This window comes from Chitinophaga nivalis (assembly GCF_025989125.1).
Lineage (GTDB): Bacteria > Bacteroidota > Bacteroidia > Chitinophagales > Chitinophagaceae > Chitinophaga > Chitinophaga nivalis.
This window is the reverse complement of record NZ_JAPDNR010000001.1, coordinates 6,924,682-6,937,927: the sequence shown is the minus strand read 5'-3', so window position 1 is coordinate 6,937,927 and position 13,246 is coordinate 6,924,682. Positions and strand designations below refer to the sequence as shown.

Annotated in this window: 10 protein-coding genes; 3 read left to right on the top strand and 7 right to left on the bottom strand. The window is 48.3% G+C overall.

The genetic code is table 11. The annotated features are described in order from the left end of the window. Positions 1–67 precede the first annotated feature (67 nt). Positions 68–781 (top strand): DUF4198 domain-containing protein, encoded by a 714-nt coding sequence (locus tag OL444_RS25245; RefSeq protein WP_264728962.1) that lies wholly within the window; start codon positions 68–70, stop codon positions 779–781. Between the two features lie 18 nt (positions 782–799). On the opposite strand, the gene OL444_RS25240 is transcribed toward OL444_RS25245, so the two are convergent. Further along, entirely contained in the window at positions 800–1,933 is a 1,134-nt protein-coding gene (locus OL444_RS25240) for an aminotransferase class V-fold PLP-dependent enzyme (RefSeq protein ID WP_264728964.1), read from the bottom strand. Between the two features lie 183 nt (positions 1,934–2,116). On the opposite strand from OL444_RS25240, the gene OL444_RS25235 reads away from it, so the two are divergent. Then, the gene (locus OL444_RS25235; RefSeq protein WP_264728966.1) at positions 2,117–2,701 is read left to right on the top strand and encodes an ester cyclase; all 585 of its coding nucleotides are present in this window, start codon (positions 2,117–2,119) and stop codon (positions 2,699–2,701) included. A 47-nt stretch (positions 2,702–2,748) separates the two neighbouring features. On the opposite strand, the gene OL444_RS25230 is transcribed toward OL444_RS25235, so the two are convergent. The 6 genes from OL444_RS25230 to OL444_RS25205 all read right to left on the bottom strand — a co-directional run bounded on the left by OL444_RS25230 (position 2,749) and on the right by OL444_RS25205 (position 11,550). Then, positions 2,749–3,984 carry a cation:proton antiporter gene (locus OL444_RS25230; protein ID WP_264728968.1) on the bottom strand — a complete coding sequence of 412 codons (1,236 nt, stop codon included), beginning with the start codon at positions 3,982–3,984 and terminating at the stop codon, positions 2,749–2,751. Between the two features lie 118 nt (positions 3,985–4,102). Beyond that, positions 4,103–4,450, bottom strand: coding sequence for a TfoX/Sxy family protein (locus OL444_RS25225; protein WP_264728970.1), 348 nt, complete (start codon positions 4,448–4,450; stop codon positions 4,103–4,105). A gap of 41 nt (positions 4,451–4,491) precedes the next feature. After that, entirely contained in the window at positions 4,492–5,565 is a 1,074-nt protein-coding gene (locus OL444_RS25220) for a serine hydrolase domain-containing protein (RefSeq protein WP_264728972.1), read from the bottom strand. Between the two features lie 21 nt (positions 5,566–5,586). Then, the gene (locus OL444_RS25215) at positions 5,587–6,831 is read right to left on the bottom strand and encodes a multidrug effflux MFS transporter (protein ID WP_264728974.1); all 1,245 of its coding nucleotides are present in this window, start codon (positions 6,829–6,831) and stop codon (positions 5,587–5,589) included. A gap of 126 nt (positions 6,832–6,957) precedes the next feature. Further along, on the bottom strand, positions 6,958–8,559 hold the full coding sequence (locus tag OL444_RS25210) for a glycosyl hydrolase family 18 protein (RefSeq protein WP_264728977.1): 1,602 nt from the start codon (positions 8,557–8,559) through the stop codon (positions 6,958–6,960). A gap of 129 nt (positions 8,560–8,688) precedes the next feature. Then, the gene (locus tag OL444_RS25205; protein WP_264728980.1) at positions 8,689–11,550 is read right to left on the bottom strand and encodes a triple tyrosine motif-containing protein; all 2,862 of its coding nucleotides are present in this window, start codon (positions 11,548–11,550) and stop codon (positions 8,689–8,691) included. 331 nt (positions 11,551–11,881) lie between these two features. Here OL444_RS25205 and OL444_RS25200 point away from each other — a divergent pair, with 331 nt between their 5' ends. Next, complete coding sequence (locus OL444_RS25200) at positions 11,882–13,096, top strand: family 16 glycosylhydrolase (protein WP_264728982.1); 1,215 nt, start codon at positions 11,882–11,884, stop codon at positions 13,094–13,096. The last annotated feature ends 150 nt before the right edge of the window (positions 13,097–13,246 follow it).

Here is a 13,246-nt window from a genome sequence, read left to right as displayed (position 1 = left end):
TTTTCTGATTGTTCAAGCAGGCTATCCATGGGATAGCTATTTTTGTTTCCCTAATCTATATGCGCTCATGAAAATAAAATTGTTGCTTAGTTTGCTGCTGGTTTGTTGCTGCAGCCATGTTTTCGCTCACATGCTCTGGATCGAAACCCAACTCACCGGCACCAAAGGGAAAGAACAACAGGTGAAGATTTACTATGGAGAATACACGGAACATACACCTGAAAAAGTATCGGACTGGTATTCAGATGTAAAAACGTTTACCTTATGGCTGATCGGCCCTGATAAACAAAAAACAAAGCTGACCTGCACGCCGGGAGCAGATCACTTTACTGCCAGCTTTACGCCTGCCACTGATGGTGTATACACCCTGGCTGTTTCCCATGATGCCAGAGAGCTGGGTGGTACTACCAAATACCAGTTCAACGCCAGCGCTACGGTAGCAGTAGGTAAAACAGCTGTGGCTACTGAAACGGTAACCGGACATGAACTGACGGCCTTTACCGGCGCCGGAAAAGTATTTAAAGTAAACAAACCGGTAGCGGTAAAAACCAGCTTCAAATCTACTCCTACAGAGAAGATTCAGGTGGCGGTATTTTCTCCCAGCGGCTGGAATACAACAATTGTAACCGATGCTGCCGGTGTGGCTACCTTCGTGCCTTTATGGCCTGGCAAATACATGCTGGAAGCTACCAACATGCACACAGAAGACGGTACGCTGTATGAGAATAAATACAACGGCGTATGGAGAAATGCAACGATTGCTTTTGAAGTAGTAAAATAAAGTCAATACACCGGGAGATTATACTCCCGGTGTATTTTCACCGATAACGGCAAAAAGATGATCAATATCCGCCGTGTTATTGTAAAAACTAAGCGCCACTGTCAGCTGTTCGTTGCTGTACCGGGCTGCAATATTTTCCGCTTGCAGGGTGGCATATTGCGCCGGCGTAATGCGTAACCGCTGAATCCCCGAAAAATGCGGCGGCGTATAAGGTGTCAGCCACTTAATACCATGGGCGGCGGCCTTTTCCCCCAGATACGCTACCAGCGTTTGTACATAGCTTTCTATCTCTCCGATGCCGATAGCCTCCAGATACTCCAGGGCTGCTTTCAACAACAGGATATTCACATAGGGGAGTGTACCCATTTCAAATACCGTAGCATCCTTTTTCAACGTAAATTTCGTATAGTCGGTATTGGTTTGGAAGTCAGGCTGGGCATAGTCTACATTCTGCCAGTTGGCCGCATGTGCCGGATATTGGGCCAGTATCTTTTCAGAGATATACATGGCGCCGATACCATAACCCGCATTCACCCATTTATAGGCATGAAAGATGAGCACATCTATGTGATACGCCTGTACATCTATCGGGAACAGACCAAATGACTGCGTTGCATCTACAATATGAATGAGCTGATGCTGCCGGCATAGGTCGCCGATCTGCGCCAGGTCTTGCCGGAATCCTGTTCTGAACATCACATGACTGGTCACCAGCAGCCGGGTCTCCGGTGTGATCTGCCGGGCAATGGCGGCAACGTCAATAGTACCATCCGGCTGGCTTTCTACCAGTACAACGGGCTGTCCGCTGTGTATCCATCCTACATAGCTGGAAGGGAAATCATCCCGCATGGAGAGAACGCCATGATCTTTGGGGAACAAGTCCTGCAGTAAGGTCATCGCATGCGCGGTATTGTTGATAAAGGCAATTTCATGTGGCTGGGCATGAATCATCCGTGCCAGCAGCTGGCGGGTATCCCGGGTTTCCTGTTCCCATTCCGGTATGATCAGCCGGCCTTTTTCACTGAGTGTCGTCAGCAGTTGATGTGCCTTGTTTATCAGCGGCGTGCTCACCGGCGCGCCGCCATTGGTGTAGAGGTAAGTGTAATGATTAAATACCGGATAGTCTGCTCTTATTTTTTGCCATTTGTTCATCGTATAATCATTTAGCATAAAAAAATCCTTGTCAAGTTAAACTATCTCACATTAGTAACCAGCAGTTGGGATAAAAAGTGAAGCCCGGCAACAGGGGCGATGTGTGGTAAAACAATCCGATATTATCTGCTGTTGATATTCCTGACGGGCTGTTTACCTCATAATCACTAAAACAAGATTATCATGAAAAAAAATGATTTCAGCTGTTTGTTGATAATGATATTCGCAGGTACTTTTTTTGCCTGTTCGCCCGGTACGCCGGATGATATAAAGGGGCTACAGGCAAAGGTAGATTCGTTGGAGAAAGCGTTGCAGTACTACCGGGACAATAAAGCTGCAGAAGATAAATTGCTAACCCGTTTTGATTCCCTGGATTACGATATATATAGTAACCAGCGATGGGATCAACTGAAAATAAGTCATGCAGATGATATTCTGGTATATTATCCGGATGGCCATACTACTACCGGTATTGATCCGCAACATATCAACGCATTGAAACCTCAGTTTGTATTTGCTCCCGACACCAGAATTAAGGAACATCCGGTGAAAATAGCGGATCGGGAATGGACAGCGGTGATAGGAATCATGGAAGGTACATTTACCCGGCCGATGCCTGTCGGGGAAGGTAAAACAATTCCACCTACCGGTAAGGCATTCAAGCTGATGATGTGTACGGTAGGGCACTGGAAAGACGGACGAATGACGGAAGAATATTTATTCTGGGATAATCAGGCATTTATGCAACAAATCGGATTGGCAAAATAAACCGCAAAAAAAATCCCGTCAACGATGATGTTGACGGGATGGGAAAATTAATGTACCAGTTTATCCACCACTCTTTTTAAGGTCAAACCTTGTACTATAATGGAAAAGAGTACGACAATATAACTGGCCGATAAAATGATTTCCTTGTAGGGAGAATCAGGCAACGACAGCGCCAGGGCAACGGAGATGCCCCCTCGCAAACCTGCCCATACCAATATACCAATGCTTTTATAATCTGTTTTCAACGAACGTTTTAATACCACCGCCGGTATGGTAATACTCAGCGCTCTGGCCACCAATACAAACGCCGTTGCCAGCAGGCCTGTGAGCCAGTAGTTCTGCAGGAAAGGCATCACCACAATCTGTAAACCGATCATCACAAACAAAATCGTGTTTAACAATTCATCAATCAAACTCCAGATGTTGTGAAAATAATGTTGCATACTTTCTGACTGTATAGCACCCAGTGAAGTATTGCCTAATATCAGTCCGGCCGAAACAGCTGCCAGCGGAATAGATACGTGTAACATACTGCCCAATACGGATATTACCATCACCATGGATAAAGACACCAGTACAATGGTCTGGAAATCATCTACCCGTTTCATGGTTCTGTAAGCTACTATTGCGGAAATCACACCCAGTAATATACCACCGAAAACTTCCTGGGAGAACAGTGCGATGGTGTGCGATAAGGAAACATGTACGGAAGATTGATCTGCAATTTCTTTCAGGATCACAAATAATAAGATACCGGTACCATCATTCAGCAGCGACTCGCCTCCAATAATGGTTTCCAGTGCCGGTGGTACTTTCGATTTTTTGAGTATAGACAATACGGCTACCGGATCTGTCGGAGAAATCAAGGCGCCGAACAGGAGGCAGTATATCAATGGTAAATCAATATGTAACAGCGAGGTGGCCCAATAGAGCAGGTATCCGAAAATAAAGGTGGAACCAATCACGCCAATGGTGCTAAGGGCCAATACGGGATAACGTTGTTCCCGTAGTTTTTTCAAATCAAAATGAAGGGCACTGGCAAACAGCAGGAAGCCTAACATAATATCCAGCAGGGTTTGTGTAAAGTCGATACTGCTGGTTAAACTTTTTATAAAGCTATAAGCGCCGGGAACGATCTTACCTGTGAGGAGTATCACAAAGGATAACAGGAGCGAAACCACGATCACGCCTATGGCGCCGGGTAATTTAATGTATCGGTTATTGATATAGGAGATTAACGCACTGATGGTAATTAATGCCGTAATAATAGTAAATGTATCCATACGCAAATAGAATAATGCCGGTTAAAAAATCTGGTTACTGTTAATGCTACATGATGGTCCGAAGTGGTTAAAGATAAAAAAAATAGTGGCAAATCAGCTGCTGAATGGCATTACCCACTTATTTTCTGCGGGAAGATTTAGCAATATGGTTAAATTCTAATGCCATTTTAATCCAGTATTGCAATTGTTTTTGTGTTTGTAATGTTGTTGCCGGTACGAAAATATATCCTTTCATCGTTTTACCACCATGGATCATAGGGGTGCACTCCGGATTGTTTTCAAGGATTTGATCTGTCAGGGAAGGATCGATGCGTACCATGATGGAAGCCGGTTTCACACCTACGCACATTTTATCGTGCACCATAAAACATAAACCACCAAACATTTTCTTTTCTGTTACTGCAGATGTAGCAGCGGCGAGTAATGCGCGTACGCGATCAGCGAGTTGTTCAGGGTAGGATGTCATACTATTTGCTTTGTACTGCTTTTAAAGATACAATTATCCTGTCAATAGCCGTATTGCTTTTCAAGTGCCCGCTGTAAGGTGTCCAATGCAGCGGCTATGTCGTCGCGTTGTTGATTGGTAAAGATGATATAACCCCTGTTGGCTGTTGGTATGACGCGTACCGTTGTGAGGAAGGTGCCGGGATTGCCTTTGTTGTAAGATACGCGGTGATGCGCATCGTTATGTTCCCAAAACCAGCCTACAGCAAAATGTGGCAGACCAGTATGGAGGAAAGCAAACTCTTTTGCTGTCAGCAGGTCTGAACGGCCGGCTAATCCTTTTAATTGCAGTTGTATGAAACAGGCATAATCTTCCAGGCTGATGTTGATATTGCCCGCCGCCATCAGCCAGTTGAGTTTGTAATGATCTGCCGGTGGTTCGGGTATACCATGGGCATCATGTCCCCAGGTTTGTGTACTGTCCGGATAATTGGGACTGCCTACGCCAAAGTGTAGTTGCAGTTGTTGTCCCAGTGCTGCCAGCAGTTCGGGGTAGGTATGTCCCGATGCTTTTTCCAGCATCAGGCTGGCCAGCGGATAGCCGCTGTTGGTGAGGTTGATATCGGCTGTAGCCGCAACCGGTGGTTGTTGTAGCAGCCATGCTGCAAAGTGATACCGTTGCATAGCTGGTGTGCCGGGTATCTGTGCGGGCGTAGGGGCGTTGTTGGTATAGGTATAGGGAATCAGTCTGGTTCTGAACGTAAGTGTCTGTAATAGGGTGAGGTGATGATAAGCCGGATGGCTGTGGCTTTTCAGCTCCGGAAAGAGGCTGAAAAATTCTGTGTCCCACCGAAGGTGACCCGCTTTTACCTGCATGGCCGCCAGCATACCGGTAATTGCCTTGGTATTGGAACCAATCCGGAACCGGTCTGAAAGCGTAGCTGGCGCCGGATCTCCGGCCTTTCTAACGCCCAGCATCCGGATGTCGGGGATACTGTCTGCCGTTACAACGGCATAACCCAATGCAGGCAGGTGTAAGGCCTGGCGGATACTATCAGCCAGTTGTGCACACGATTGCCCATAGGAGGTTACTGTACTACTCAGCAACAGTAACAGCAGCAGCACGTTGTTTTTCATCAGCGGTATGCAGATTGGGTATTAATGTACGATAACGGCACTGGCTTTATCCGGCGTGGTAATCGCTGTTTTTATCTGTTTACGGCCCATCAGCAACACCAGCAAGGCTAACAGTGAGGAACCAAACATGGTCACTGCCAGCGGCATAGCGGAGTGCGTATCAAACAGACTCACCACAGCAGATGCGAGTGCACCCAGCCCCATTTGAATGGCGCCCATCAGCGCAGAGGCGCTACCGGCATTTTTGGTAAACGGCGCCAGTGATAAGGCGGAAGTATTGGGATTGATACAACCCAGGCAACATAAAAAAGCAAATAACAACGTAATGATACCGGCCAGCGAAAGCCAGTTGTTCCAGGCGCCTACAATCAGTATTAAGCAGACGATCACTTGTCCGGCCATGGCAATAGGTACAATCTGTTGACTGGTGAAGTGTTTCAGCAACCAGCTGTTTACCTGGCTGGAACCGATCAGGCCAATAGACAGGAAGGCAAAGATCCAGCCATAGGTGGTATCACTGAGTTTATATACATCCATGAAAATCTGTGGGGAGCCGGAAACGTAGGCAAATAAACCGGAGAAGGAAATCGCACCGGCAAAGGCGTAGGTATAGAACTGGGGCTCACTGACTACCGACAGGAAGTTGGTAATAATAGGCCGCGGTTTCAGCGACATCGTTGTGTCGGGATGGTAGCTTTCCGGTAGCCATAATATGGTTGCCAGCAAAATTAAGATGCCCATCACACCTAATATCAGGAATACGGTATGCCAGCTGAAAACGCTGGTAACATAACTGCCTACGGTAGGCGCAATCATCGGAGAAGTACCTACTACCAGCATCAGAAGTGCAAATACTTTCGCATTATCCTTCACCGGGAAAAGATCGCGCACCATGGCTACAGAGGCTACGGCTGCGGCACAGCTGCCAATGGCCTGTACAAATCTCAGGATAATCAGGCTGTTGAGGGTGGTGGCATACATGCAACCGGCGGAAGCTACGATGTATAATACCAGTCCGATATATAACGGAATCTTTCTGCCGAAACGATCCAGCAGCGGGCCATACAGTAACTGACCGGCGGAGATGCCCACAAAAAAGCTGGATAAGGATAAGGCTACACGGGCCTGGTCTACTCCGAGATCCTTGGCGATGGCCGGGAATCCGGGCAGGTACATGTCAATAGAAAATGGTCCCAATGCTGTCAGTGTACCCAATATGAGAATAAGAGAAATATATCTCGAACGGGAGAGTGCTATTGTTGTCAATGTTGTCTTGCTTAATTAAATCCATTGCAAAAGTACAGCGGAAAAAATTAAGATCATCCGGAAGAGAATGACGGATTTGTTAAGAGATGGCGGGCATCTCCCGCAAATCCGTCATTGATCAGGTGTTTATAGTATCAGTATCTTTTTGATGTACCGTTTGGTACCGTTGGTGATCTCAACAAAATAAGTGCCTGCAGGAAGGTTGCCGGTGTTCAGGGTGAAGTTACCGGCCTGTACGCTCTTCCGGGAAAGTACCTGTCTGGAGCTGCTCAGCAGGGATGCCTGTACGGTGGCCCGGGCATTGTAGTCCGGCAGGGTGATGTTGAGCAGGCCGCCACTGTTGACCGGGTTGGGGTATACTGTGAAGGCTGCTGCCGCTTTTTCCTCGGGTGTAATTGTTTGTGCATTTTGCTGTGCGCCTGCCGGTGCATAGTGGAAGGATTCCCATTCACCGATAGCCGTACGCCAGCTGCTCAGGGCGCCTGCACCGTTTTCGCTGCTCAGGTAAGCGCCGGTACTGGTTTGCAGGGAGATGGTACCATTGCTATTGTTGATCCAGGTGAATTTTTCCCAATCCGCCGGAGTAGCACGGTTGCAGGTAACATTTTGTGCCCCGTTTTCACCGGAAACATATTTCCCCTGATTACGAAGCGCTACTTTGCCATTGCCGGCATCCAATACTTCAAATGCTTCCCATGCCTGTACGGCAGTACGGTTGCAGGTCATGGCCTGGGTGCCGTTTTCGCTGCTCACATATTTACTGTTGTTGCCGCGCAGCCAGATGGTTTGTCCGATAGGGGCCTGGCCGTTACCGGGGGTATTGCTCCGCACCAGTACCACTTCATGAATGGCCGACAATAAAGAGTTGGCGCCGGTTGCATCCTGAGAGAGTTCCCACATCATGATACCACTACCTTTGTCAAAAGCCAGATTGGTTTTTTTCTTGATGGTGGTGATCCCGTTATAACCAACGTTGTTGTATACGTCGGCATAGGGATCCGCACCACGGGCTACCAGTTGCTTAAATGATTCCCAGGACGGACGGCCATAGAAAGGTACGCCCAGTACCAGTTTGGAAGCAGGTAGTCCGCGTCCGAGCCAGTAGTTGACAGATTGCACGGCATAGTTGTAGGTGGAGTGATCAAAGTTGTTATAGTCGTAGGCCATCAGGGTGTAAAAGTCTACCAGCGGAAAAGCAGTGCTGAGGATACTGCCGCCGGCATCGCCAACAATTGCGCCGGTGAGCAGTTTACCACGTGTATGCATGGCCGTGGAGAGCTGCGTCATGAGCAGAATATAGTTATTGGCGGAAGCGCCGGCATCCGGATATTCCCAGTCGATGTCTACGCCATCCAGGTTGTACTGGTTGACAAAATTGATCATGTTGTTAACAAAGGCCGTCCGATAGGTACTGTTGGCAGCAAGACTTTCAAAGCCGCTGTCATTACCATCATTCCAGCCGCCGACAGAAATAAGCACTTTTACATTATTGGCATGCGCCGTAGTAACCAGGCTCTGTAACTTGGGCGCATTGTCGAGGTATTGCAGGCCGCCGGTGCTCGTAGGTAACAGAAATGCATAGTTGATATGGGTGAGTTTACTGTACTGTACCTGGCTGACAGATCCTGACCAGGAGGGCATATAGCCGACTACACGAAAAGGAGTTTGGGAAAATACCTGTAGGCTGCATACCAACAGCAGGGTCAATAGGTTTAAAAGTGTTTTCATCGTGAAAATGGATTTGGGTTTGGGTTAAGAAAAGCGGGGCAAATAAATCGGTTCCAATATAAGCGTTCAGGGGTGGGAATCCTTTTTTTACACTACGACATTTCTACGTCATGCCCTCCCTCGGGGTTATTATCCTGCAGGGGAGATGGTGATCAGGAAGTCATACAGGGTGGTGTCTCCCGGCAGGTCCAGTTTTTTGCGCAGCCGGTAACGACTGGTTTCCACACCTCTTACAGAAATGCCCATCGACTGCGCTATTTCTTTAGTCGTGAGATTGATGCGGAGATAGGCGCATAGTTTCAGATCTGTGGTAGTGAGCTCCGGAAATTTCTTTTTAAGGGTGAGGAGGAAGTTGTTATGCACTTCATCGAAGTGTTGGGAGAACTGTGTCCAGTCTTCTTCATTATTTTCTGCTGCTTCAAAAAGGCGTAACACTTTTTTGAAAGGAGGGGGCACGGCAGGATTACCTGTTTTTTTGATGCTTTGCAGGAATTCATCTTTGATGTGGGACAACATTTTTCCTTTCTGCACCAGGTTCATCGTAGCACTGGCCAGTTCCTTGTTTTTATGCTGTACATCGGCTTCCAGTTTTTCATTGCGGAGCCGGATCAGTTGTTTTTCATTGCGTTCCAGTTCCAGCTGGTGCAGAAAGATGAGGTGCTCCTGCACTTTGCGGTGTTGTTCCTGCTGCGCCGCGAGTTTTTGCCGTTGTTTCCGCAGCAGATAAAAGAGGAAGGCGACTAAGAGCAACAGATAACCTATGCGGGCAGCGAGGGTTTGGTACCAGGCCGGCCGGATAATAAAAGGAAAGCGGGCCATGGCTGTTGTGGTGCCCTGGTTATTGGTGGCAGTGACGGTAAACGTATAGGCGCCATGAGGCAGATTGGTATATTCCTTTTCGGTTTTGGTAGTCCATTCACCAGGATGTTCTTCCAATCCGATCAGCTGATACCGGTAACGAACAGGCTGCGTATGATCAGCTGCAGGCGTGGCGTATTCAAAGCGGAAGTCGCGGTAGGCATGCGGTAATGTTACCAGTGCTGCGGTGGCACGGGTGCCGTAGCCGCCGTATAGCAGGCTGTCCTTACTGCCGGTGGCGGTAATACGTCCCAGCAGTACACGAGGGCCTGCCCGGTGGGCATGGTATTTTTTATAATTGAGATGGAAGATACCTTTCTCTCCGCCAAAAAAAATATTCTCCTCATTATAGGGGTAGATGAATTCAAAACCGCTGACGATTTTTCCGGTGAGCTCCGGAAAACGGGTAATGGTATGCTGCTGCAGGTCGATGACACCAGGCTGCCGGTCTGCTACAAACCACAGGTGGCCGTAGTTGTCCGCTGTCAGGTATTGGATGCTCACAGGTCCCAGTAAGGAAAAGAATTGCGGGGAACGTATAAAACGCTGCTGTGCATCATTGTACTCATAGATACCCTGCATGGTGGCTACCACCATTTTATCCCGGATGCGGAATACATAGTTGTTGTTGGTTGCAGGTAACCCGTCTTTTTGTGTATACAACCGGGAGTGCAGTACCGTATCGCCTTGCAGGGTAAGCTGGTATACGCCGCGGTAGGGATGAGAGGCCCAGATGCGCTGCGCGCTGTCGGTAGCCAGGAAGCGGAGGGATTCATACAGGCCGGGGATATGCCGGGTGATACGGGTACTGCCAGCAGGACGCGGCAGGCTGGCCAGGCCGTTATAACAGCCGATGAGGAGTTGCCGGGCCATAGGCAGGTATAGCCAGGAGCCGGCATCTTTCAGGAGCGGTATCGCTTTGTTGTGCTGAATTTCAAAGGTGCCTTCGTGATGCCCCATCAGGAGGTGCTGATCTACAGTTTGCAGCCGCCATACCTGTCCTTTGGTTTGTGGCACGGGCTGAAAGGGCTGGCTGGAGAGGCTGAAATCAGTCATGCTGTCCAGCGGTGCACGAAACAGTCCATCGTTGGTGCCGATATAGAGTTGTTGTTGAAATATACAGGCGGCATATGCTGCGAGCGAGTTGCGTTTGTCGGGGAAAATCTGTTTGATGGCGGTGTTGTATTGCAGCAGGTCAATCCCGTTATCGAGGGTGAGCCAGATGTTTTGTTGCTGGTCGGCCAGCAGTTTCAGGACGTTATTGTTTTGCAGCCCCTCTTCCATGGTGAATTGCCGGACGATACGGCCATTGGATTTATCGATAATAAAACAGCCCTGCGAGAAAGTACCTACCGCCAGTTGGTTGTTGCGGAGGGCGATGGCGCAGTAGATACGGCTGTTGCGGAAAATGGCATCAGCGGCGGTATGGAAGGGAATGAGCTGTTGCCGGTGTAGTTTAAACAGGCCGTCTTTAAGGGTGGCCAGCAGGAGGGTGTCATGTTGTTCTTCGGGAATAGCAGTGACCAGCAGTTGTTTTTGCGCGATGGCCGGGCAAATGTTCTGCCATTGGCCATTTTGCATCCGGAGTAACCCGGTATGCTGATCCTGCGCATATATACCGGCAGGAGTACTACCCATTATCTTCCACTCTGAGGGGGCCGTGTATACCCGGATGGTTTGACCATTGTATTCAAATATTTTGTTGTTGCTGCGGAAATAGATCCGGTTGTTATAGCCGGCAATGTTCCAGATGTCTGCAAACTCCTGTTGTCCGGCGGGGATGTTTTTTTTGAGAGACGTATACCGGAGTATCCCGTTTTTATCGGGCAGGTAATAGCCGAAGTCGTCCTGTGCGCCTACATAGATGCGGCCGTCACCGGCTACTTTGACAGCTCTCAGCCGTGTGTTGTTGGGAACGGGGAATAGTTGCCAGTAATGCCCGTTAAAGGTAAGCAGTCCTTCGTTGTTGGCGAAGTAGAGGATACCGTTGTGATCAGTATCTGCGTCCCAGGTTTGGCCGTTGCCCTGGTATTGGGTTTTGGTGTAGTTAACAATGCCGGGTAACCCAATGGAATGTTGCGCGGACACAGTGCTCCAGTACAGTAGTGGAATCAGCACCAGGAAATGCTTCATGGATCGTGTTTTACTAAAAATAAAAATTTTTCGTTGTTCCAGGTAGTCGGGAATGGGCGCAAACAGTACTCAACAGGTGAGTGGTATTGGCTGCAGGTTGTGTGCAGCGCTGTTGTTGCTGCCGGTATGCTGCATGCGGCCGTGGTGGTAGTACAGAGACGTATTGTAATTTGCTGGTTTTCAATGAGGCAATAGCAGGATAACGTGGTTTTGACGTACCCTTAAATTTTGAAACACGATAAACATTGCCCAACTTTATCGCTCCTGAAACATATAATTCCACGTGTACAGTTAAACCCTTTATTATTCACTTTGTATAATTGTAAATTCCATGAAAACAACACTCCGTTTATGCAGCGTAGCGGCTTTGCTGTTAGTAGCCACTATGTATTCCTGTAAAAAAAATGCGAAAGAAATAGAACAACCCCTGTCGGCAGAGAGCCAGGCGACGGCGGCAGCCGGACTGGCTGCGGCAGATTATCAGCTGGTATGGTCCGATGAGTTTAATGGTACCGGCGTAGATGCTTCCAAGTGGTCTTTTGAAACCGGGCCCGGTGTCAACAATGAAAAGCAGTATTACCAGGCTGCCAATGCCAGCGTAAGCAATGGGAACCTGGTGATTACAGCACGTAAACAGTCAATCAATGGCTGGCCCTATACCTCTGCGAGGATGAATACCGCCGGTCACTTTACCACGCGTTACGGACGTATAGAAGCCCGTATTAAACTGGCTTCCGGACAAGGACTATGGCCGGCATTCTGGATGCTGGGCAATAACTTCGGCAGCGTAGGCTGGCCTAAATGCGGAGAAATAGATATCATGGAGCAGGTAAACACCAGCGGTACCATTTACGGTACGATTCACTGGGATTATAATGGGTATGCCCATTATGGCGGTACCACCAGCACTAACCATACCGATTATCACGTATATGCGGTAGAGTGGGATGCCAGTGAAATCCGCTGGTATGTAGATGGTAACCACTATCACACAGCCAATATCCTGAATAACATCAATGGTACAGAAGAATTTCACAACCCGTTTTTCATTATCCTGAATATGGCGGTAGCCGGCGATTTCCCAGGTCAAACCGTGGATGAAAGTAAACTGCCGGCCAATATGTATGTGGATTATGTACGGGTGTTTGCTATGACCAATGGTGGCGGTACCGCGCCGATAGGCAGTACCATTACCCTGAAAGGACTCAACAATGCTTTTGTCAGCAGTGAAAACGGTACGCAGCCGATGACCTGCAACCGGCCCACAGCGCAGGCGTGGGAACAGTTCACCGTAGTGGATGCCGGCGGCGGAAAAATTGCCCTCCGCAGTCAGAATAAATATGTGTCTTCTGAAAATGGTGCTGCCCCGATTACGTGTAACCGTACGGTTATTGACGAATGGGAAAAATTTGACTGGATTGTCAATGCAGATGGTACGATTTCGCTCCGGGGCAATAATGGCCGGTATATCTCTGCTGAAAACGGCACCCAGGCAATGACCTGCAACCGTACCACTATTTCCGGCTGGGAAGCTTTTCGCTATTAGTGGATGATCAAGATGATGATGGATGCTGCCGGCCTTTACAGGCCGGCTTTCTTAATTTTATTAAAAACAGCTGTTTGTTAAGGTTTTCCTGATAGACTATTGGATTAATAAAAATAATCATATATTGCGTCGTTTTTTCATAGTCACATC

Bases quoted from the DNA above. Each gene is read 5' to 3' on its own strand.
- OL444_RS25225 (WP_264728970.1), bottom strand. From the start codon at position 4,450: ATGACATCCTACCCTGAACAACTCGCTGATCGCGTACGCGCATTACTC.
- OL444_RS25205 (WP_264728980.1), bottom strand. From the start codon at position 11,550: ATGAAGCATTTCCTGGTGCTGATTCCACTACTGTACTGGAGCACTGTG.
- OL444_RS25200 (WP_264728982.1), top strand. From the start codon at position 11,882: ATGAAAACAACACTCCGTTTATGCAGCGTAGCGGCTTTGCTGTTAGTA.
- OL444_RS25210 (WP_264728977.1), bottom strand. From the start codon at position 8,559: ATGAAAACACTTTTAAACCTATTGACCCTGCTGTTGGTATGCAGCCTA.
- OL444_RS25220 (WP_264728972.1), bottom strand. From the start codon at position 5,565: ATGAAAAACAACGTGCTGCTGCTGTTACTGTTGCTGAGTAGTACAGTA.
- OL444_RS25245 (WP_264728962.1), top strand. From the start codon at position 68: ATGAAAATAAAATTGTTGCTTAGTTTGCTGCTGGTTTGTTGCTGCAGC.
- OL444_RS25230 (WP_264728968.1), bottom strand. From the start codon at position 3,984: ATGGATACATTTACTATTATTACGGCATTAATTACCATCAGTGCGTTA.
- OL444_RS25240 (WP_264728964.1), bottom strand. From the start codon at position 1,933: ATGAACAAATGGCAAAAAATAAGAGCAGACTATCCGGTATTTAATCAT.
- OL444_RS25235 (WP_264728966.1), top strand. From the start codon at position 2,117: ATGAAAAAAAATGATTTCAGCTGTTTGTTGATAATGATATTCGCAGGT.